The organism is Caballeronia sp. SL1002, assembly GCF_057814995.1.
Genome location: NZ_JBYMUW010000001.1, coordinates 372315 through 394599, shown reverse-complemented (window position 1 = coordinate 394599; position 22285 = coordinate 372315). Strand labels below are relative to the sequence as shown.

The 22285-nt window shown below is 58.7% G+C and carries 14 protein-coding genes and 1 pseudogene; 8 read left to right on the top strand and 7 right to left on the bottom strand.

Going from position 1 to position 22285, the window contains the following annotated elements:
* Window positions 1-841: 841 nt before the first annotated feature.
* Window positions 842-1840, bottom strand: a complete 999-nt coding sequence (locus AC3D25_RS01885) for an SDR family NAD(P)-dependent oxidoreductase (RefSeq protein ID WP_488886805.1) — start codon at window positions 1838-1840, stop codon at window positions 842-844.
* Window positions 1841-2274: 434 nt separating this feature from the next.
* Between AC3D25_RS01885 and AC3D25_RS01880 the strand changes: the two genes are divergently transcribed.
* Window positions 2275-2898 carry a TetR/AcrR family transcriptional regulator gene (locus AC3D25_RS01880; protein WP_488886804.1) on the top strand — a complete coding sequence of 208 codons (624 nt, stop codon included), beginning with the start codon at window positions 2275-2277 and terminating at the stop codon, window positions 2896-2898.
* 1165 nt (window positions 2899-4063) lie between these two features.
* On the opposite strand, the gene AC3D25_RS01875 is transcribed toward AC3D25_RS01880, so the two are convergent.
* The 3 genes from AC3D25_RS01875 to AC3D25_RS01865 form a co-directional block, all read right to left on the bottom strand.
* Window positions 4064-5023: a chemotaxis protein gene (locus AC3D25_RS01875; protein ID WP_488886803.1), complete on the bottom strand. Its 960-nt coding sequence runs from the start codon at window positions 5021-5023 to the stop codon at window positions 4064-4066.
* 767 nt (window positions 5024-5790) lie between these two features.
* Entirely contained in the window at window positions 5791-6885 is a 1095-nt protein-coding gene (locus tag AC3D25_RS01870; RefSeq protein ID WP_488886802.1) for a diguanylate cyclase domain-containing protein, read from the bottom strand.
* Window positions 6886-7448: 563 nt separating this feature from the next.
* Window positions 7449-10472, bottom strand: a complete 3024-nt coding sequence (locus AC3D25_RS01865) for a sensor domain-containing protein (protein WP_488886801.1) — start codon at window positions 10470-10472, stop codon at window positions 7449-7451.
* 811 nt (window positions 10473-11283) lie between these two features.
* Between AC3D25_RS01865 and AC3D25_RS01860 the strand changes: the two genes are divergently transcribed.
* From AC3D25_RS01860 to AC3D25_RS01850, 3 genes and pseudogenes are all read left to right on the top strand, one after another.
* A complete protein-coding gene (locus AC3D25_RS01860; RefSeq protein ID WP_488886800.1) occupies window positions 11284-11598 on the top strand; it encodes a hypothetical protein in 315 nt (104 codons plus the stop codon).
* Window positions 11599-11650: 52 nt separating this feature from the next.
* Window positions 11651-11887, top strand: a complete 237-nt coding sequence (locus AC3D25_RS01855; RefSeq protein WP_488886799.1) for a hypothetical protein — start codon at window positions 11651-11653, stop codon at window positions 11885-11887.
* Between the two features lie 334 nt (window positions 11888-12221).
* Window positions 12222-13045, top strand: a pseudogene (locus AC3D25_RS01850) (DUF4158 domain-containing protein); the annotation flags it as partial.
* A gap of 135 nt (window positions 13046-13180) precedes the next feature.
* On the opposite strand, the gene AC3D25_RS01845 reads toward AC3D25_RS01850, so the two are convergent.
* Window positions 13181-13852: an alpha/beta hydrolase family protein gene (locus AC3D25_RS01845; protein WP_488886798.1), complete on the bottom strand. Its 672-nt coding sequence runs from the start codon at window positions 13850-13852 to the stop codon at window positions 13181-13183.
* Between the two features lie 610 nt (window positions 13853-14462).
* Here AC3D25_RS01845 and AC3D25_RS01840 point away from each other — a divergent pair.
* From AC3D25_RS01840 to AC3D25_RS01830, 3 genes are all read left to right on the top strand, one after another.
* A complete protein-coding gene (locus tag AC3D25_RS01840; protein WP_488886797.1) occupies window positions 14463-14666 on the top strand; it encodes a CsbD family protein in 204 nt (67 codons plus the stop codon).
* Between the two features lie 234 nt (window positions 14667-14900).
* On the top strand, window positions 14901-15914 hold the full coding sequence (locus tag AC3D25_RS01835; protein WP_488886796.1) for an alpha/beta fold hydrolase: 1014 nt from the start codon (window positions 14901-14903) through the stop codon (window positions 15912-15914).
* Window positions 15915-15983: 69 nt separating this feature from the next.
* Entirely contained in the window at window positions 15984-16229 is a 246-nt protein-coding gene (locus tag AC3D25_RS01830) for a DUF2934 domain-containing protein (protein ID WP_488886795.1), read from the top strand.
* Window positions 16230-17156: 927 nt separating this feature from the next.
* Here the strand turns inward: AC3D25_RS01830 and AC3D25_RS01825 are convergent.
* Window positions 17157-18779, bottom strand: a complete 1623-nt coding sequence (locus AC3D25_RS01825) for an ATP-binding protein (protein WP_488886794.1) — start codon at window positions 18777-18779, stop codon at window positions 17157-17159.
* Between the two features lie 751 nt (window positions 18780-19530).
* Between AC3D25_RS01825 and AC3D25_RS01820 the strand changes: the two genes are divergently transcribed.
* Window positions 19531-19977: an NUDIX domain-containing protein gene (locus tag AC3D25_RS01820; protein ID WP_488886989.1), complete on the top strand. Its 447-nt coding sequence runs from the start codon at window positions 19531-19533 to the stop codon at window positions 19975-19977.
* Between the two features lie 478 nt (window positions 19978-20455).
* On the opposite strand, the gene AC3D25_RS01815 is transcribed toward AC3D25_RS01820, so the two are convergent.
* Window positions 20456-22285, bottom strand: a complete 1830-nt coding sequence (locus AC3D25_RS01815) for a RecQ family ATP-dependent DNA helicase (RefSeq protein WP_488886793.1) — start codon at window positions 22283-22285, stop codon at window positions 20456-20458.

Genomic DNA, 22285 nt, shown 5'->3' with positions numbered 1-22285 from the left:
CTCCGTACAGCGACATCGGTATTGCGGACTCTGGTACTGCGGACTTCGATACTGTGTTACGTCGAGACAAAACATTGGCACAGCGGTCTTGCATGAAAACCCCGGACTTCTCCGGTACTGCGAGGCTACTTGGAAACACACTGCAATCGGTAGAGATTTGACGTTAAGCCGGTCTGCTCAGAGTGTTGCGTTTTGCTCCTTCCATCCGGTGCGATGCGTTGCACCATGGGAACCAGTGTGGCGGAGCTGGCCGGGAAGCAAATGCCCGATCAAGCCGATAATTGTTCGTCTTTCCGGAGATTTGCATGCGCGCGACGCTCCCTACAATGGTGGCTGTCTCTCGGTTTGCGTGGTCATCCCGGCGCGCAAACTTGCTCAACCGGCTCCTCGAGCCGGTTTTTTTTTCGCCTGTCGGCGGGTCTTGTCGCTTACGGAGCTAGTCGATCACGACATTGAAATTGAAGACGGAAGACCGTTCCGTCACTTTTTCCCTAGTGGTTTTTCCATCGCTTAAGCACTTTCCAGGGCTCCGACCGGATCCTATAGTGGAAGTGTGCGCGCCTGGTCGCGCAACCCGTCCCCAACCCTGTAGGAATGGGCTTCTAAGGCGCCGTCCGACGGACGCGTCCCTCGGGCTCTTCTTAGGGATAGCCACAAGGTCGTCGCGCGGTCTCAGCGCTTGGTGGGCGTCTGAACTGTGTACTTTGGCGGCCGGCCAACAAACGACATCCGTTCGATCGGCGCTTGCACTGCGAAATTCGGCATCTGGCCCGAGGAAGGACGGCCACCGGGGCAGTCTTTTGGACACCCAGATCGCACCTTCTACTTAGCAATCAGTCGTTCAGTCATTCAGTCGTTCAGTCGTCGAAGCGTGCGCCGCGGCGTTCACCAGATGCTCGCTTTTCAGCCAAAGCTGGCTGGCTTTTTCGGCGTCGAGCAGATACGCCCGGGCACCGTCGGCAAACGGGTTGGCCGTATCGTTGATCGGCGCGATCGCACAATCTTCGAGATAGCGTCCGCCAATCTCAGCCGCATTAGCTACGACTGCGGCCCAGACCGACGTTGCGGCTGCCTGCGGGATTTCTTTCAGCACTGGAGGGGGCAGACCCGCTTCGGCGCGCGCGGCTCCAAAGGTCTCGAGAAGACCCTGCAAATCTTTCTGCGAAAAATGACGCGGGAGGTCAGTCAGACTGTTTCCTGGCATTACCGAGGCTGCACGGACTCCGCGATCGCGGTGTCGCCGGTCGAATTCGACGGCGAACAGAGCGTTGGCTGTCTTTGACCGGCCATAGGCCACAAACGGGTCATATTCCTGATGCTCAAAATTGGGATCGTTCAGGTCGACGTCGGCAACGCGATGCGCTTGCGACGAAAGCACGACCAGGCGCCCGTTATCTAGGAGCAGCGGCTCGATCCAGGTAACCAAAGCAAAGTGGCCAAGATGGTTGGTCCCGAATTGAAGCTCGAAGCCATCGGCCGTCCGACCAAACGGAGTTGCCATGATGCCCGCGTTGGCGATGATGGCATCGAACGGCCGGCCGTCAGCCAGCAGCGTGTCGGCACAGGCGCGCACGCTCAGCAAGGATGCAAGATCAAGTTCGATCAGTTCCAGACTGCCGCCGGATCGCATTGCGGCGTCAGTGAAAGAAGCCATAGCCCGTTCAGCTTTGGCGAGGTCCCTGACGGCACCGACGACGCTGGCACCATGAGCCATCAGTGCGCGGCATGTTTCGCGCCCAATGCCCGATGATGCGCCTGTGACGAGGAATCGCTTGCCTTTGAGATCGACTCCGGAGAGCACTTCATCGGCGGTCAACTTTTCACCAACATTCTCGGTCATTTCCTTTCCTTGGGTTTCATGTTTAGTAAGGGCTTTGGTCTTCTTCTGCCTAATCCTGAGCGTCGACGAGCCCATTCCGCTATGAAGGAGCAGCACGTCCAAGATGACATTGGTGCCCTGGCCAGCGACTGAAAAGCCGGGAAGGGCGGGTTAGAAGGCTTGCGCGAGCTGGGCAGAACCCGTCGAGATACCACTCGATGCCACGCCATCACGTGTTGTGATAATTTGCTACTGACGGTTTCGATAACGAACGTTACGGTATTAGACGTGAGACTGTCAAGCGGTCTGTTGCTTGCCACGCGAAGACCGTCTGTCGGCAGCGGGGCCCTCCGCGGACGCTGGTGAATCGTAACGCGTGTTACGATAATCATTGGTATCGTTTGTGAAGGGTCGTCTAGTCGCGACCGTTATGAGAAGAGCGAGGCAGACTGGCTATGGGACGTCACCGCGAGTTCGATGTGGATCAGGCGTTGGAGGCGGCACTTTGTGTGTTCTGGCGCAAAGGCTACGAGGGTGCGTCGTACGCCGACCTGACGCAGGCCGCTGGTGTTGAGCGCCCATCGCTTTACTCAGCGTTTGGCAACAAGGAAGATTTGTTCCGTCGGGCGCTTGAGCGGTATTACGACCGCTATCTAGGTTTTTTTGCGGCGGCGCTCGAACGGCCAACCTCGCGCGAGGTGGTCACAGACATTCTCCGGGGCACGGCCGAACTCAACACCCGTTATCCGGATCGCAGAGGGTGTCTTGGCGTTCATGGTGCTCTCGCGGTCTCCGACGATGCAGAGCCCGTCCGCCGCGCGGTCATCAAGGCGCGCGCGGACGGAGAAGCGTCGCTGCGCGAGCGGCTTGAACGGGCGCAGCAGGAAGGGGATTTGCCAGAGACAGCCAACTGTGCCGCGCTGGCCTCGTACGTGTGCGCGGTGGCCCATGGCATAGCTGTTCAGGCGAAAGCCGGCTACAGGCGTGACATGCTGGAGGCCGTTGCCGAGCAGGCGCTCTCGACGTGGCCCGCCAGCGCGCGTAGTACCCGAAAACGCAAAACACCTTCTGCCACCTGATTTCCAGCGACGTGCCACCAAGGCGCACGGTGGCGTGATTGTTGACGCATGCGTTGTTCATGTCCAATGGTATTGACCGCTCAGGCCGCGATAGCCGTCGTTTGCTCGGGCGGGCGCATGCACGCCTGGTCTAGCTCTCGGCGCATGTGATTATCTTTGACTCCGTACGCCCGTAAAACCGCGATTTTTCTTTTGAATCAGATGGTAACGGCGACTTTCATGGAACCGGTGGTTGCGGAGGACGGCAACACCGTCATTTTCACGATCGACGCCTCCGGACGGCCGGTTACGGCGAACGCCTGTGCTGCCGGCGGCTGATGATCGGCCTGTTGACATTAGCAGGAGACGAAAGCAGCGCAGAGCGCAACGGATGATGAGAATCGTTTGGAGAGCTTCTGGTAACGGGTAGCCACGCGACGGATTTTTTTGACGCGACAGAAGAACCGTTTGACCAGATTTCGATAGGCGTACAGATCTTCATCCAAAGGACGTCGCGCAAGAAGATTGGCGCGACTGGGGATGACAGACTGAATGGCCGCCGATTCCGGATGTTGCAGGGTCGCGTTTGTGTCAAAAGCAGTTCGAACTGCTCAGTAGTCGTAGTAGGCGCGATGGCGTTCGTACTCTTGGCGTTCCCGCCACGTCGCTCGCGCCACTCACGTTCACGCCACTCGCGTTGCCGAAAGGCTTGCCCACAAAACGACCGGTGCGGGCGCGGTTCGATACTCTACAGCCCGGGGAAAGGAAGGGGCGTAATAGACGGGCGGCGGTGGACGCGGGGCGTAGTAGACAGGCGGTGCGGCTTAGTCGGGCGCCGCATATCCCATGCCGATATTGAGACTCACGTGGGCGGAGGCGTTCGCCGAGGCTAACGATATCGCGGCGGTGAGACTGACCACGATCGCTATTGAAACTTCCTTTGCGCAAGACGTCTCGCGCGCACGTATGCTGGCCATGTTGACTCCTCGATGATCAGCGTTTAACGCTGCACGGCCGAACGTGGTGCACAAGACGACTCTCAGTAATGTAACGCGAGAAGCTGCCCGTATTCCTGCGGCGCAATGCCGTACGGGAGCCGTAAACTCGGCTTTGGCAGACGAGTTCATTCAACCCTAGACCTAGTCCGTGAGGGAGTCGTCGAGCTTTGAGATTGATGCAAAGGAATTCATGCCGCCACCGCAGAGATCACTTGACGCATCACTGCTGCGAGTTCCGCTGCTACGAACTTTGCAACATATGCGTCTGCCCCGACCTTACGCACGTGGTGCTCGTTCGCCGCACCCGACAAAGAAGAATGGATGACCACAGGAATAGCTTGCAGCTCTGCCGCCGACTTGATCTTGCGCGTGAGGGTAAAACCGTCCATTACCGGCATCTCAAGGTCTGTCAACACCAGCGCAATATCGTCGGTGACCTTGCGTCCTTCCTTTATGGCTTTCTCACTGGTGCGAGTCAGGACTTCCCATGCCTCTTGTCCGGTCTTCGTCATGATGTAGGGCACACCCATGGCATTCAAACCCTCTTCTATCAGCGCTCGCGCAACGCCTGAATCGTCGGCTGCGAGCACCTTTGCGCCCGGTGGTAGCACAAGGCGTCCTGTGTTTTCTTCCTTAATTTCCGGCTCGCTTGATGGGAGCACGTCGCGCAGTATCTGCTCGACATCGAGAACTTGCGCGAGGCGTCCACCTGGCTCAGCGTCCAGCCGCGCAATGCTAGTGACGGTCTTGCCGCTTGAATGCCCCTCGGCTGAAAGTACACGATTCCATTCAAGGCGCACGATGTCATCTACTTCTTCAACTGCAAAGCCTTGCGTCGTGCGTGCAAATTCGGTCACAAGTAAGATCCGATTGCCTTCGCGCGCGACACAGCCTGCGACTTTGGCTAGGTCGATGACCGGAATGATCTCGCCCCGAACGTCAGCCACGCCGAGAATCATGTCGGACGACCCTGCGACCTCCGTCAAGACTGGCATGGCAATGATCTCGCGAACTTTAAAAACGTTGATGCCATAAAGTTCGCGGGCTCCAGATTTCGGCGTAGCTCCCACGCGAAATAGCAACAGTTCGAACATGTTGCTACCCGCGAGCCGCACCCGCTGCTCGATGTCATGGTGATCGTTACTCATAGATTCTCCGAATGGCTCCGCGACAGATGACTTGTTTACGGCGGATATTTCGCTGTTCTGAAGTTGCGATTTTTTTGGGCGAACTCGAGTCACCGAAACAATAGGCTAGTCAGCACCTGGGTAGACGCAGCTGACCAGCTAGGACCAGGTAAAGTCTCGCGGATACAAAAATAGGTCGCTAAGGTAGGACTGGCTGTCGAAACCCCGATGCCGGGCATCAAAAGCTGGACGGTACGTCATAGTTACGTCGCGGCAGAGTTGGCAGTATCTCAGTGGAACGGCCAGCCTCTCTCCACGAAGCAGGCGGCCAAAAGAGCATTGGAACTGTGCGGCGGCCGACGGTCGCCGCTTTTTTGGGGAGGAGATCGATTCACGATCATAGACGCCGATGGGTTGATCGCGATCTTCTCGCTGAACGTTCACGACCGGAGCCGGCCGTCCGCGAAAAACGCCGCGCGCTACCGATATCGCTTTCTCCCCGCGTTACGGCAGGTGGACCACTTCGTGCGGGGGGGCTCGGGCCAACAAAGCGAGTCCTGTGTCCGATCGTGAGGTCGAACGACTGCAATCTAAAATTCATCAGTAAGATTGCGCTTGCAATCACCTGCCGCGCAAGCGGGAGCGCGTATCCCGCAGGCGATCTCACTGTCCTATTGCCGCTCCAGCTCAGCCACAATCCCAAGAGGCAAGGTCGCGGTCGCGATGTCAATTTCGGCACTAATCGGTCGATGCCTAGGGGGACGGGACGTCGCTCGGCTGCTGACCAATCAAATTTCGCTAGCGCACGTGTCCTGATGCAGTACGATAAGGTTGTGCCCGTCACGCTTGGCTTGGTACATCGCCGAATCGGCTTGAATAAGGAGGTTCTGTGCGTCGCTTCCCTCGTCCAAGCTTGTACTGATGCCCACGCTCAGCCGCGGCAAGACGCTTGAGCCATTAAGCACGACGGGATGGCTGACCGCTTCGACCACGATGCCGGCAAGCACGATGACATCTTCCAGCGCAGTGCGCGCCGACACGATGACAAACTCGTCGCCGCCATAGCGTCCGATGTCTTCGCTGCTTTCCATCTTTGCAGCAAGCCGTGCTGCAACTTCGATCAAGAGATTGTCGCCGCATTGATGGCCAAGCGAGTCGTTGACCGTCTTGAAGCCGTCCATATCGATGAACAGCACACTGACGCGCGACCGGCGGTCGGCACCCTGCAGACGCTCCCTCAAGCGGCGGATCAGCGTGGCACGGTTGAGCAGCCCTGTCAGGCTGTCGTGCTCGCTCATGCGTTTGAGTTCCCTTGAACGCTCCGCGAGCTTAAGCGATGTGCGATGCGTAACGATGCCTAAAGACAGCGGATAGACGATGAGCATCGGCGCACTGGCGATCGTACTCGACGAAAGACTGCTCCAGTCGAGCGCTAGCCCGAAACACAGTGCGCCCGCGCCAAAGCCTAATAGACAGACCGCCACGCCGCGCCCCAATAGACGCGCGCCGCCAGCCGCAACGTTGTTCATCATGAACATAAGCAGGACGAGCGCGGACGGTAGCCAGGCAAATTTCATGGCGACGACGACCATTGCGCCGATGAAGTTGTCGACATAGATGTTGCGCCGCTCAGCCGCCCCCGGACATACGCTGCTGCGGGCGAGGAAGTACCCCAAATGCGGCCATGCGAGACAATATGAAGCCGCGAATAGCCGCGCGGCCAACGAAGCGTCTTGTGCCCACAAAACCGTCTGCACGAGGATGCACCCCATGGCGAGACCAACACATCGCAAACCGTATGCGCGCCTCGCAAAGCCGGCGCCGCGCAGAAGCGTGGCATCCGAGCCCATCCTTCGTCGCATGGCTTTCAATTGCGTCTTCATTAGCATCTTCTTACGTCCTTGATTCCGCAGCGCGAGCATGTCCACTCGAAGTTGGGCGTACCTCACTGGTTTTTGTGCTTGCGAGCATATTCTCCGGATACCCGCGGTCTTGATGCGTGCATCCGGGCAGCGTTCGCCGCAGCGCACGGCGGCCGGCTGAGCCTGGATTAGACGAGGAAAAGAGACACGACACGAGCCCAGACCATCACGCAATTGTTGAATTCACCGCGATGACCTGTTTACGACTCATTCGTGACGACCTTTAGGCGACTTGACTCGCCGGCGATAGCGCACTGGAAGGCTCTTACCGCTCTTCCAGATAACACCACACACTGCGGACAAGTCAGCGCGCTCGCTCGCCGATAGCTTCCAAATCAGACGTCGTAATTCGCCCGGTCCGCAGCATCCTTTCTTCCGTCTGATAGCGCTCACATCTCCCTGCTTCCGCGGCTGCGCATTTTCCATGGGCGGTTCCAAGCTTCAAGAATGGCGGTGCCAAGCCTTGCGACTCGACAAGCCGCCGCACGCAGACCGCACGTAGTTCGTTAGCGGTATGCCATCTCTCACTCGACCGCCTCCGTTTGGCAGTTCCGAGCGACGATGAACGGGAGAACCTCAGCGGCGCTCATCGGCCGTGCAAAAATGTAGCCTTGCACGACATCGCAACCGTATTGCTTCAGGTAAGCAAGTTGCTCGGATGACTCGACGCCTTCCGCGACGATCTCAAACTCTAGCGAGTGTCCCAAGGACAATATAGCGCGCGTAATCGCCTCGTCCTCAGCATTAACACCGATGCCGCGAACGAAGGACATGTCAAGCTTGAGCCGGTCGGCACGGAAATTCCGGATATAAGCCAGACTTGAGTAACCGGTTCCGAAATCGTCGATCGCGATGCTCACGCCGGCCGCGCGGATGCGGTTGAGCACATCGACCGCTCGATACTCCATCAAAGCTCCCTCGGTTATTTCGAGTTCGACAGATGTCGGACTCAAGCGGGCACTCGATAATGCGTCTGCCAAAAGCGTCGGTAGATCTCCTCGTCCGAACTGTTTAGGAGACACGTTCACTGACATCCGTACACCGGGGCATATTTCCTCCCACGCTTTTGCCTGCTTGCACGCCTCGCGCAGCACCCACGCCCCTATACGGACAATGAGTCCATTCTCTTCTGCGGCTGGAATGAATGTGCCTGGGCTGATCGGCCCCAACTCCGGATCATTCCAGCGAAGCAATGCTTCAACACCAGTGACCCATCCAGTATGAAGGCTGACCTGCGGCTGGTAGACGAGCATGAACTCATTCTTCTCCACCGCGCGGCGCATCCTGCGCGACAGGTCGATTCTAGCTTCAGCGATGCGTGATAACGTGCTGTCGAAAAGCCGGATTTGGTTCCGTCCGGTCGCTTTTGCTTCGTACAAAGCTAAATCCGCGTGAATCAGTAGCGTCTTGGCGTCGTGCGCATCCCCGGGGTAGCTAGCAATTCCAACGCTCACCTCAACTTGCGATTCCACGTCGTCGAGCATGACTGGGACTTCGAGTTCCGCAGACAGCCGTTCGAGAAAGCTATTCAGCTCGCCACTTTTCGGGTGGGATTGCACGACCACGATGAATTCGTCCCCACCGTACCTGGCCGCCAGGTGCGAATCTCCCGCACAGCGAGTCAAACGTTGTGCCAATTCACGCAAAAGGCTGTCGCCCGCCCTGTGTCCGAGACTGTCGTTGATATCTTTAAAGTGATCGACATCGATAAAGACAAGGTCAACGCGCGTCCCGTGCTCGGAGGCCATCCTAATCTCCGAACGCAGGTGCTCATTGAGCATGCTACGATTGGCGAGTGCTGTCAGCGGATCGAAGTTAGCCTGCTTGTGCAAGAGGTCTCGCGACTGCACCAACTCCGTGACATCGTTAATCACACTGATGTGGTGGGTAATCCGCCCGCGTTCGTCGGGGACGGGCGCAACGTACAGTTGATTCCAGAACGGCGTGCCGTCTTTGCGATAATTTCGCAGGAGCGCCGTAGTTTCCCGCTTCTCTTCTAAGGCTGAGCGGATTTTATCGACCGATGACTGCTCCGTGTCACTGCCTTGGAGAAATCTACAGTCTCGTCCTCTGACTTCACCGATTGAGTAGCCAGTGATTCGTTCGAAGGCGGGATTTGCATATTCGATCAGTTGGGCACCCGCCATGGTGCGTGTAATTATTACCGCATTGACAATCGCATCAAGCGCTCGGCTGCGCAAGCGCAGCGTCAAATCGGCCTCTTTCAACGCTGTTATGTCTTCATAGGTGCCGAGGACACCCGCAGACCGGCCATTGGAGTTATAAAGCGGAAGCTTATTACACTTGAGCCATCGGGCGGGGCGCGCAGGCACTTGCAGTAGCGATTCCACGTTAAGCAGCGCGGAGCCCGAGCTAAGTACGGTTTGGTCTTGTCTCTTAATGTCTGCGGCTCTGTGCCTCCATGGCATCGAGTCGTCGGTCAGCCCGACGATGTCCGCGGGGTCGTCCATTCCCACATCGGCCGCGAAAGAGCGGTTACAACCCAAATAGCGAAGGTCCGCGTCCTTCCAAAATATGCGCTCCGGAACCGTATCAATGACGGTTCTCAGCATCTGCTCCGCTGTCCGCAGCGCTTCTTGCGCGTGCTCGCGCTCGCTTACATCTATCGCAACGATGAAACACGCCTTCTTGCCGCTATAGTCCAGAAAGTGGTACGACACTTCGACTGGAAGAACGGAACCGTCTCTACGCAGATGGTCTCGCAGCCCAGCTGAGCCACTTACGTCGGAGGCCAGATGGAACTTCGATAGGTCGCTGAGGAACGAGTCGACATGATCCGGAGGGCGAATGGCGGTGATTTGCATCGACTCCAGTGCCGCTCGGTCAAAGCCGTACTGGCCAGCGCTCGCCTCGTTCGCCGCCAAGATGTCGAGCGTCGCCACGTCATAAATGAGCATCGCTAGCGGGTGAGTCTCGAAGTAATCGCGGAACCGGCTTTCAGCCTGCTCGGCGATGATTCGCACCTTTGCGCGTGCCAACGTGGTGCGATAGTTCGCGATGAGAGCGCAGCAAAACAGACCGAACGTCAAAGCGCACAGCGCGGAAAGTAATATTCTTTGACGTGCAGACTCGTCGCGACTCTCGGCGGACCGTGCTGCTGTTTCCGCCTCCAGCCTTGTCCTCAAGCCGGCGAGCGCGCCAGTGATGCGCTGCAACGTGTCATTTGCCGCAACCAGTTCTTTACTCGGGACGGCGATTTCGTCCCCGCGACGTACTGTGTGCCTTGTCGTCTCATCGAGTTGGGCTTGCCACTGCGCGGAATCGGCGCGCAACATCTGGACGGCGCGCGCGCCCTCCGGGCTAGCGCGAAGCAATTCCTCGAGCCGCGCATAGCGCCGGCTCGCGCCTCCCGCGCCGGATACGGGCCACGCTGACGAGGAAAATCGTGATATCCCAAGTCCCCGAAGGAACGCGGTGTTCGCTGCGGCGTGGATCGCCTCGAGAGCGCGGATATTTTCCTGAATAAGTGCACCACCTTCGACCTCGCAATCCGCCCGCTTGTGCTCGTCAACGGCGCTTGCGATCATCACGCTTGTTACTGCGAGGGCAGCGGTAAGGCTTGCCAAAAGAAAAGTGAGGCGGTGACGCCCTAATATATGCGTTTTCCCCGCCGGTTTCGCTGACCGTCTCTTTCTCATTTCCGTAGCTCGTCCTTTCGGCCCGGCCCCTTCGTGGCCTCCTCGACAGTTATCGGCACGCAAATGAAGATCCTTGAGCAACGAGCGACGTCGTAGCGGTCCTTGACCTATTTTTCGTATCTGACGGCCGATCCTCGGTCTGGCCCGTCTTACAACACGCCTTCGCAAAGAGGGCACTCATCCCTGGAAACGCGCGCGAAGTCAGGTAACGGCGGCGCTTTTCGCGCGTTTCGGTATTTTCGAATCAGAAGATCTACCTGCGGCCCGTCTATCCGGAAGATAAAGATCAGACTCTATTTGGTCGTCGAAGTGAAATAACCAAGCCGCCTTTCCCGGAGGTGGAGCGGAGCGCCGGCAGCTCGATGAAAGCCTGCAGAGGGCTCAACGCTCACACAGACCGATCAAAACGCCAGACGGTCGTTGCAAGCACCTAGCGCAATCGGATGAAGCACCTTGGTCGCGCACCCTTCGTCAACCAATTGCGGATATGCGAGACCCCGAATAAAAACCGAGGCGCACGCTACCGCATTGCAGGCGAGCTGTCGGGCTAGAGAGCACGGAGCGCATCTCCCACGTGGCACCGACGCCAGTAATCCGGTGGTACCAATCTCGCACCGCCGTTTCACATGTGTCCGGCATCGCTCCTTACACTCCAACCGTGATCATGACAATGCACTCAATGTGCGAAGGGGTAGCGGAAATGAACAAAAAGATTCTCGGTGCAGCGCTCGGTCTGGCGGTACTAGCCGCATCAACAGCAGCATCGGCGCACGTCGACGTTGCCATCGGAGTGGGCATCCCCGGCGCCGTGTACGCGCCTGCACAGCCGGTGTACGCACCGCCGCCTTCCGTCGTATATGCTCCCACACCTGTCGCAGTCGCATACGACGGCGATAACGACGACTGGCGAGCCCGTGAATGGCGCCAACGTCGTGAGTGGCGTGAACGTGAACGGCGCCGCGAGGAATGGCGTGAGCATGAGCTGCGCGAGCATCGCGAGTGGGGCGGGTATTGAAACGATGACGGAAGACGTCACATCCGAATAATCGACCTCAGAGTGTTTCCGAATGAAAAGTAGCCCAATACCGATCATCGCGAGTGCAACGTCGCTGATCTTCGCAACGGCAGGCACGGCAAACGCAGCAGGCTGCCTCAAGGGCGCGGCGGTGGGAGGGGTCGCCGGGCATTACGCGGGGCACCGCGCTGTGGTTGGTGCGGTCGGCGGCTGCATGGTAGGCAGGCACCTTGCGAAGCAGCACGCTCAACAGCAAGCTGCGGAACATCAGGCAGCGCAGACGCAATAAAACGCCGGGGATCTGCGCCAGTGGAACCGGGGAATTGCTGGTCCACCGTGCATCCTGCAGCTAGGCTTAGGTTGTTACCTCGGCGCGGGACTGACCTTGGCCAGCGGAGCGCACGCGGCTACACTCTTGCGGGGCGCTCTTCTCGCCGACGTCTTCTCGGCCGGATTTTTCTTTGCTTTCCGGGCCTTTGCAGTGGCCCCCGCGGCCGGGGTATTCGTCCTTTTCGTACTAATTCTGGCGGGTTTCTCTGGAGCACCTTAATTTATGGACTGCCAAGGGGTTCCGACTTTTGTCCGAAGGCACAAAAATCGCGCCACCTTGACGGGAGGCGGAGATGCCTGGCCTGGAATTTCGATATGTGGGACGGGATCGCCTGCTCGACTATCGGAATTCGACGTGGAGCGTCACTTCGCGTTGACTGACAGCGACATTGAAGCAATCAACGAGCGCTTTCGGCGCGATCGCCTTGCTCGCGTTGCCATCCAACTGGTCTTTCTGCGGGCCAGTGGCCGCACCCTCGATCATGTCGGCACACTGGCGCGCCAGTTACTGCGCCACATTGACGAGCGGCTCGGCCTGCCCACCCCGACTTTCGCGTCCCTTCGCACACTTTATCAGCGCTATAAGACGCTGTACGAGCATCAGGTCTGGATCTGCGAATATCTCGGCATGACGTCGATCGGACAGAGCCACTGGGCAGGACTGGAAGCGTGGATGGGACAGGATGCCATCGAATCCCTTACCCTTCATGAGCTGCTCCAGCACTTTCATTGCTGGCTGTATGAGCGTTGCATCCCGATACCCGCCGAACGGAAACTGCGAGACCTCGGCCGTTCGATCTGGTCGGATGTTGAGCATGGTCTGCTCGCCCTTATCAAGGCAACAGTCACGAAAACACAGTTGGTTCATGCCGATTCTGTCCTCTCCGCCCAGCATGGGACTTCTGGGATGAGAGTGCTCGAATGGCTGACGACGCCACCAGCGCGACACAGTCCCTCGACGCTCACCGAAACCCATATGAAGGTCCGGTTCCTCAAGGAACTCGGTGCGCATACGTGGATACTCGACGCCGCTCCGATCGAAAAGCAGCGTGCGTACGCGCAGCGCATCCACGCGCGCCGGCCTGCGAAGGCCCGCGAACTCAAGGAGTCAACTCGCTAGGCCACTCGCTGAAAAAACGAGAAAGTGAGTTTCGGGTGCAGGAGGCGCCATCGGCCTTCGGCGCCAAGCGTTAAGGCCGGTTACCGAGATCGCGCCTGCAGCTTTCGGCGATTCCGGACTGAGGACAGCCCGTCAAGTTGCGAAAAACCATGCCGACATCGTCCGTGCCAGCTCGAGCACGACCTCCGCGTCGGTCCGACCGGAGGACGCACGTACGTGGAACGAATGATCTGCGTCGTCCACCACGTGCAACGTGGCGCGTGGTCCCAGCGGCTCGACGACCGACCTCAGCAGGGGAAGCTCGGCCAATTTGTCGCGCGTGCCCTGCAGGAAGAGAGTCGGCACCGTGACGTCCGCCAAGTGCTGTGCCCGCTCTATGCCGGGCGCGCCCGCCGGGTGCAGCGGGAACGCGACGAAAGCGAGGCCACGCACGCCGTCGAGCGGGGAGATGGCTTGGGCTTGGGACGTCATGCGGCCGCCGAACGACCTGCCGCCTGCGAAGAGCGGCAGGGCTGGCAGCCGCCGGCGGGCCTCTGCGACGGCTGCCTGCACGGCAGCATGCGCCACGGCCGGCGAGTCCACCCGCTTGGAGCCCCTCTCCATGTACGGAAACTGGTAGCGCAATGTGGCGACGTTGGCCGCCGCAAGCGCGTCGGCCAATGACGACATGCCGGCGTGCTGCATGCCCGCCCCGGCACCGTGCGCAAAGACATACAGGACTCGCGCGTCTTCCGGCACTCGGAGGAGCGCAGAGACCTTAGTGCCGTCGGGCAGTGCCAGGGAAAGCGATTCTAGGTCTTCCATCGTATTCAGATCGTGGAGTTGCGGCCTTTGCGCCTATTCTGCAACGATGAGGCCTCGGGGCGCGTTGTGGCGGCCTGCGGTAAGCGGCAGGTGGAGTTTGCCGGCCGAACCATGGGGCGCGCGCCCATTATGAACGGCGCCGCAGTCGCAATGTGTCGGGTTGACGACCGCAAGCCCGACCTGTGGGCCGCAATGTGATCCGCGCTTTGAGACACCTGCGTATTAGCGCCTCCATCATTGTCAGCGAGCTGTTACGACACTGCAATCAGCATCGACGGAAGTTCTCGCAGAGGGGGTTTTTTATCTGACTCTGTGGAAGAGCATGTCCGGCTGGAAAAGGTTCTGGGTCCGGCCACTTCCGTCTCTTATCGTTGTTTCTTGCTCCATTAATCATGAACTGCATGGCGTCTTGTGGTAGCGACAATCGCTAATGAGCGTCGTTCGTAAGCGCTGCCATTCGATGCTCGAAGGCGTCGTGGTGCAATACTTAATTAGACGGCGAGAGGGATCCCGTTTGGCGACGGGTGCGCACAGGGACTCGCATGACGCGCGAGTCCTGTCGGATGGGTATGGGGATTGCGCGACCATTAGATTTTCAAGGAGCATCGTCATGAATGAAGATCAGAAAGAGGGCGTCAAAGATCAGGTGAAAGGCTGGACGAATACGATCATCGGGAGCGTCACAGGAGACGAGGACCGCAAAGTAAAAGGGGACGTACAAATCACAAACGGGGCAAACCAAAAGGATTACGGGGATCAGAAGGACAATATTGAGAAAGGCGCAGATGACCCCGGTAACGCCTCGAATGAATGAATGTCAAGCCCGTGGGCTTCGTTACGATGGTGTGACGGAATGTCGGACTGCCACTATGACCCCGCACGGAACTTAAAGACGACGACGTGGTTTGAAACAAGCGAAGCGTTGAGTTGCTAGTACGACTGCTTCCCTAAAACCAGCTTTGTGGTGCGACGGCCACGTCGGCCCTTCCAAGTCACCCCGCACTCTTGCGGCGACCATCATCTACCGCGGCACGCCTTGGAAAAAATAATGACCCTCACGTTAAAGAAAGGACCCAACAGCCCCGCCGTGATCGCAGGCATTACTGCAGTCGTCGCGGGCGCCGCACTCGCAGCCGCTGTCTGGAACGTTAGGAAGGCGCGCCGAGCCGAGCGCGCAAATCCCCCTATCGGCGCGTTTCTCGAGATTGATGGTGTGCGTCTGCATTACCTCGATCGCGGAGAAGGCCCGCCTGTCGTGCTGTTGCATGGGAATGCCGTGCTGTTGCAGGACTTCGACGGAAGCGGGCTCATTGAGGGGCTTGCCGCGCGCCACCGGGTGATCGCTTTCGATCGGCCGGGCTTCGGCTACAGCACGCGTTCGCACAGGAAGGTTTGGACTGCGGCGGCGCAGGCGGAGCTTTTTACAAAGGCGCTCCTTCAGCTAAAGGTCGAGCACCCCGTGGTGGTGGGGCATTCGTGGGGCACCCTTGCCGCGCTAGAAATGGCGGTCCGATCGCCCGATGAACTCCGCGGTCTCGTGCTGCTGTCGGGCTATTACTACCCGACCCCCCGTCTAGACGCGGCCATGAGCGCGCCCCTCGCTTTGCCCCTGATCGGCGACGCGATGCGGTACACGATTTCTCCCATCACGGGCAGGGCTCTCATTAAGCAAATGGTTAAGACGATGTTTTCTCCTGTGCCCACGCCGCGCAATTTCGGCAATGCCGTGCCACATGAAATGGTTTTGCGCCCGTCACAGTTGCGGGCGGAGGCGCAGGACGGCGCGTTGATGATCCCCGCAGCAGCGCATCTGAGGCATCACTATGGCGAGCTTCGGCTGCCGGTCGACATCTTTGCGGGTGCGGGCGACAAGGTTGTCGACGTGAACGCACATTCGCGACGTCTGCACGACGACCTTCCGCACAGCAGCCTGACGGTGGTGCCCGACGCGGGCCACATGGTTCATTATGCCGTCGCCGCAGACATTGTCGCCTCGGTCGAAGCGATGATAGGCGCAAGCGCGTCGGTTCGATTCGCAGCGAATGCAGAGCTTGAGGCTTAACGGGCCCGAGCACATAGCTACCCATTGCGCGACCTGCGCATTTCAAACAGCTACTACCGGAGGTCCAAAATGTCAGAAGAAAAGATCGAAGAGAAGATCCGTCGGTTTGCATACGAACTTTGGGAACGAGAAGGTAGCCCAGAAGGCAGAGCGGAAGACTTTTGGGAGCAAGCGAAGCTCAGACTTGGTGTCGAATCGGGTGCGGCAGAGAGAGAAGAAGACGCAACTGACGAAAGTCGACATCTAACCAGTGAGAACGAGCTGGCATCGACACAGGATAAAAACCCCGTCCCATCAAATTCGACGACCAAATAGACGGCGGCGAGGCCCAGCGCTCGCGGCCAGGTGAAGTATCTTCTGGGCAGTTAGCGAAAGTCGGAGGCCTTTCCCTTTCAGGCTCCGCGCCCGCGCGACTAAGATTTTCGTTACTCAATAAGCCTCGCTGGTCGACATTACCGCACTGTGATCAAAAAGGACGAGCAAGAGAGAAGTCGAAACCATCCAGCGAAACCGAACTTGCATCGACCAGGAGAAAAACCGCGGTCCTCCGAGTTGGATAGATCATTGTCGGTCTTACCGGCGTGCGTGCAGTCCTTCGAGGCGGCCCAAAACGCCACGGAAATCGCGGGTATCGACATGGATTCGACCTGCCGACAACTCCGGTCTAGCTCCGCGACGCGGTGCGCGTCGAGCAAGCGTGGGGAATTTGGTCGGCAACGGCTCGAAATTTTTGCTCAAAGGCGGGCGCGTGACCGTACGTCTCGTTCTTGAGGCGGAATACGACACGCGCGATGGGGTGACCGAGTGCGACCTCTCGGTCGGACCCGGCCACGAGTAAGCTTTGTCATCCGGCCACCTGCGGACGCCTCGTCCAGCCATCGGCTCGTGGGAAAGCCGCCTGCCGATATTTTCAACAAAATTCTTTTCGCAGACAAAGCTCCGGAGTCGCTTGCGGATGCAGTGACAACATGTAAAACTGCAAGCCCGATGCGTAATCGGAAAATCTTGCCCCGGCGGAACCGGCCCAGAAAATCTTTCGACGGGATCCGGTTGGACGAGCCGGCCGGGTCTGCAATTCAATGAGTGAATTACGTCTCTGTTGCGCTCACGAGCAGGTACTCGCGCATCATTGAGAATTCGCGCGCGTCTGCGGCATGCGAAGCGAGCGCGCGACTGCGATGCAACGCCGCGTCTGCGAAGCCGATCCTGTAACGTCGGGCGCGCAGCACTCGTTGCATGCTCCTACGATGCCGTTGCAGCTCGCAGTGCATCCGCGACGGCGCCTAACAACGCGTCAGGGCCGACGGGCTTTCTCAAGATACTCGCATTGCCGATCTGATCAAGCGCTAATGTATCCGCGTAGCCGCTCACAAAGATGATTGGCAAGGTAGGGCACTTCACGCGTGCAAGTCGCGCCACCTCCGCACCGTTGAGGCCCGGCATGATGAAATCTATGACGGCAAGGGCGGGGTCTATCTCGTCCATCACGCTTAATGCCGTAGACCCGTCTTCCGCTTCGATTACGTCGTAGCCGGCAACTCGAAACATTTCCGCAAGTGCAACTCGCACATGCTCGTCGTCGTCTACTACGAGTAGCGGTCCCATGTGGGTGACAACTTTGGCTCCGTTGGAAGGTGCGGGCCCGTGACCTTGGGGCGCAGCGTCCCGGGCCGTCGTGAGCGGGAACTGCAATTCAATGGTGCTGCCAGCTCCCGGCGCGCTAATAATTCGAAGTTCGCCCCCGCATTGCTTCACAACCCCGTACACCTGTGCAAGGCCGAGGCCGGTCCCTTTTCCGCGTTCCTTGGTGGTGAAGAACGGCTCGATTGCGTGTTCGATAATTTCGGTGGACATTCCCACGCCGGTGTCGCTCACGCGTACCACGCCGAAGCCCGGACGGTGCGTATCTTCCGTCCCTACGTCGCCTACCGCGCTCGCAATTTCCAAAATGCCACCTCGCGGCATAGCATCGCGTGCGTTCAGCGCAAGATTGAGAATTGCAAGGTGCAGCTGCTCCGCATCTGCGAGAATCCACGCATCTGAAGCGCGGAATTCCACTCGGATCTCGATGCTGGGACCCAACGCGTTGCCGATAAGATTACGCGACTTTTCGATAATTGCATCAAGTTCGACCGGTCGGATATCCAGCCGCTGCGTGCGTGAAAACGCCAGAAGTTGTCCAGCCAGCTTTGCGCCGTACTGCACGGCAATGATTCCCTTTTCAATATACATTCGAGCGGGATGTTCATTGTCGATCCGGCTGCGAGTCAAATGCAGGTTGCCGGATATCGCCATGAGGACGTTATTGAAGTCGTGCGCGATGCCGCCCGTCAATTGTCCGACAGCTTCGAGGCGTTGCGCTTCATACATGGCCGCTTCCGCCTTCACGCGCTCGGCTTGCTCATGTCTTAGTTCGACAGCCTGTGCCACGAGCCGCGCATTTAGTTCTTCTGCTGTCGATTCTCTTAGCCGATCCTTTGATTCTCGCTCAAGGTCAAGCGCATCGAGCGTGTTGCCATCGTGCAAGATAAGCGCGATAAGCGGCGCGATCGTGACGACGACTAGCAGCGCCATTGCAACGCCTTCTCCGAGCTTGCCGACCCTTGTGAGGTCAAGAAGCAGACCGGCTATCAGGGGTGGCAGCAGTGTAAAGGCAAGCTGGCGACGCGTGGCCCCACCGCCGGGCCGCGACGAGGCGACCATCCGAGCCCAACCGGAGTCCGCTTGGGCAAAGTGAGTGGCAAGCGCGAGCGCAAAAAGTGCCGCAGCCGTGTGGGCTGCCATTGTATTGAAAAGAAAAAGAGCATAGAGGTCCGCTACGCCATATGCGTACCCCAACAGCGCGGTACTGGCGAGCAGCAGCACTGCGCTCGCCAGTAGGTCCGCCACTAGATGCCTCAATTTCAGCCTCTCCTGTTGGGCCAACGCGAGCAATACGATTCCGATAGCCGTAGCAATCGAGGTGTGTCCGCTTAGTGCCACTGGCATACGAAAAATGGCATGCGCGAGCGCGGGACTCAAAGCATCTTGGCCGAACACACCGTGTGACAAAAGTGCAGCGACGGCGGCTGTGAAACCTAGTCGGCACGAGACCACGGCTGCTACCGTCGGTAGTATGAAGGCGAGCGCGACACATCCTATGCCGGCGGCGGTAAGCACCGACATCCCCTGCAGTGTAGGGCTCAACGTAATAACTAACGGAAGATGGACCGTGTATCCAATGAACACGGCCACTACGAGACAAATCACCAGCGTGGCGCAGATCCGCGCAAATCGCTTCATCAAGGCTATGTAGTGTCGGTTCAAGTTCTTTTCTCAGCGCTGTCGATCCTTGGATCGTACCAAACGGTGGCCATTACCGCCTCCCCGGTAAACGGATGCCCAATAACGCATCACGCGCCGCACAAGGATTTCAATCCCGCGTTACCGCGAGTATCCGAGCCCGCGGCGATGATGAACCTGGTGGAAAAGAATACGTCTCGAGGGAATTTGGCGTTTTTGGCAGCGCTCTGGAGGCGTCGGAGCATGGGCTCGCCTGGGCGAAGCGCTGGCTGGACGATAACCTTTGACGCTTGACTTGAGACCGTGTAACAGGGCACCGCCATTCACCACCTGGGTGGCGTGCGCAATAGACGGGATCGGCTGTATTGCCCATGGTCAATCCATCGCTTCTAAACACGCAGATGACAAAGAAGCAGAGGGCTACTGTCGTTTGCTTGCACGGAGGGCGCGTGCTGCTTGTCCGTCGCGAGCAAGCATTCTGGACGCTCTCCGGCGGAATGATACGGCGCGGCGAGACGAGACGCCGGAGGACGCGGCGCAACGCGAGCTGCTTGAGGAAACAGGGCTACTCGCCAGTACGATGCATTACTTGTTTCTTTTTGGCGGATTAAGTAAGCGCCACCACGTCTACTCAGCCCACATCGGACCTCAGTGTTGCGCAGAGCCTCGGAACGAGATAAAGCAGTGCGGGTGGTTCGAGTTAGATCGGATCCGGGCACTCACGACCGAGGTCCCTACGCGAGAAATACTCATGCAGCTGCTGGATGGGTTGCAACTCTGAGAGGGGAGTTTGGACGTTACTGCGCCCGATGCCGATGCCGATGCCGATGCCGATGCCGACTAGCGAGTTTGGGCCAGTTCTACTACCGTCCAAACGCAAAGCCACTTCGAGACCCTGAGATCGCCTTGCGCTTTTAGCGTTCAGGCGCTTCGCGTATTGAACCTCACGCGGCTTTTCGTGGCTTCCCTCTTGACTCGACGGTCCGGATCGGTATCGATTTTGCGGCCGGCACCATGTGCGCCTTTCATCCGCGCGGCTTGTTGCACTGGGGCACGCGTTCGCGCCCGACATCGATGCGCGCGCCGACCTTTGCTTTGGCAGAAAAAAAGCATCGGCATCGACAGCGACAGCGACAGCGACAGACGCAGAATTGACGCCCCGTGCTTATATGTTCGCAACGAGATGCAAACTGAAACCAAACTCGGCGGCGCGGATCAATGCCGGGCCCTCGCCCTTCCCGTCTGCGGCGACGGTTTAATCACTTAGTCCCCGCTACCGGGAGCCGTTGTGATTGCAATGACGACGCCTGCCGAAGGCGTCGGAGATAACGCGCAATAAACGATCGGGTTTCGCCATCCGGAAACACGACGGCGACCTGGTCACCGCAGACCATTGTTACCGTGCCTTCACCATAGCGACGCACGTCCACTATGTCACCCTGCTCGAAAGCCATGACTTTCTTCCGTGACTTTGGGATGCGTGGATTCTGCCATTCACGCGCGCTTCCCTGAATTGCGGGCGGATTCACGCAGTTGTCGCAGCGGCAACAGACACCGCCGGCCAGCTCGTCATCGAGTACCGGACGAACTGGCGAAGTCTGTTTGCGCGTGAGCACGCCGGCATCATCGAAGCTCGTCGCGAAGTAATCCAGCAATGCGCGCCAACGGCATTGCCCGCTCTGCGCATATGCGATCATCCTTTCCAGCACGGCACGATCGTGTTCTGCCATTGCTCGGTATCGCTGTGCCGCGCCTTCGATCAACGCGGCCCTATCGGCCCGGTCGACTACTTTCAGCGCGCCTCGCCGCATTCGGCGCACGACGCCGATCTCTTCGAGCAATGCAAGCGCAATGCGCAGCCGGTTCGCGCCGACGTTCGATACCGCCTCGCGCAAAGCTTCCGCAGGCCTAGCAATCGTGCCGGTCTCGCTTTTTTCCGAGAGCGCGCGTAAGGCGTCCGCGATCTGCAGAATCGTATCGACCCCCGGATAGCGGCCGCTTCGAAAAAACTGCTGAACCTGCTTGTCCTTCAATTCGAACAGCAGAACGCAGCGCGCATCGCCGCCGTCGCGACCCGCGCGGCCTGCTTCTTGATAATAGGCTTCGAGACTTCCCGGCATTTGATGGTGAATTACGAAGCGGATATCCGGCTTGTCGATGCCCATGCCGAACGCATTGGTCGCAACCATGACGCGCACGCAATTTTCCATGAACGCGTCTTGCATGGTGGCGCGTTCGGCGCGCGCAAGACGTCCGTGATAGCGTCCCGCCAATTCCCCCGCTTCTATCAGCGCTGCGTGCACGGCCTCGCATTCGGCGATCGTCGCGCAATACACGATGCCCGAGCCATCCAGCGAACGCGCCAGTTCGACCACGCGCGCACGCTTCGCACGTTGATTGGTGATCTGCTCGACAGAGAACAGCAAATTCTCGCGATACACGCCCGTGTTGATGATGTTCGGATCGCGCATGTCCAGTTCGCGCAAGATATCGATGACGACTGAGGGCGTCGCCGTGGCGGTCAGCGCGAGTACTGGCGGGCGCCCAAGCGCTTTGATAGCGTGAATGATTTCAATGAAGGCAGGACGGAAGTCGTGTCCCCATTGTGTGATGCAGTGAGCCTCATCGACCACGATCAGCGGAATTGCCGGCATGTCCGGCTTAGCCAGCATACCGACGAACTCGGTATTGGCAAGCCGTTCGGGCGTCACAAAGAGAATGCGCGCCGTGCCGGATTCGATTGCGTGCACGGCCTCGCGCTCGTCGGCGGCGCCGAGGGAACTGTTCAGCACGACGGTCGCGACACCGGCGTCTCTCAGCTTGTCCGATTGATCCTTCATCAACGAAATGAGCGGCGAGACCACAACGGTCATGCCGGCCAGATGTATCGCTGGAAGCTGATAACAAAGCGACTTGCCCGCTCCTGTAGGCATGACGGCAAGCGTGTCGTGTCCGTCAAGAACGCTTTCGATTACGCTAGCTTGTCCGGGGCGCAAGCTGTCCAGGCCGAATACACGCTTGAGCGAGTGCTGCAAACGATGGTCGAGAGTTCGGATATCGGAATGGTCGACTTTTCGATGGGTATCCAT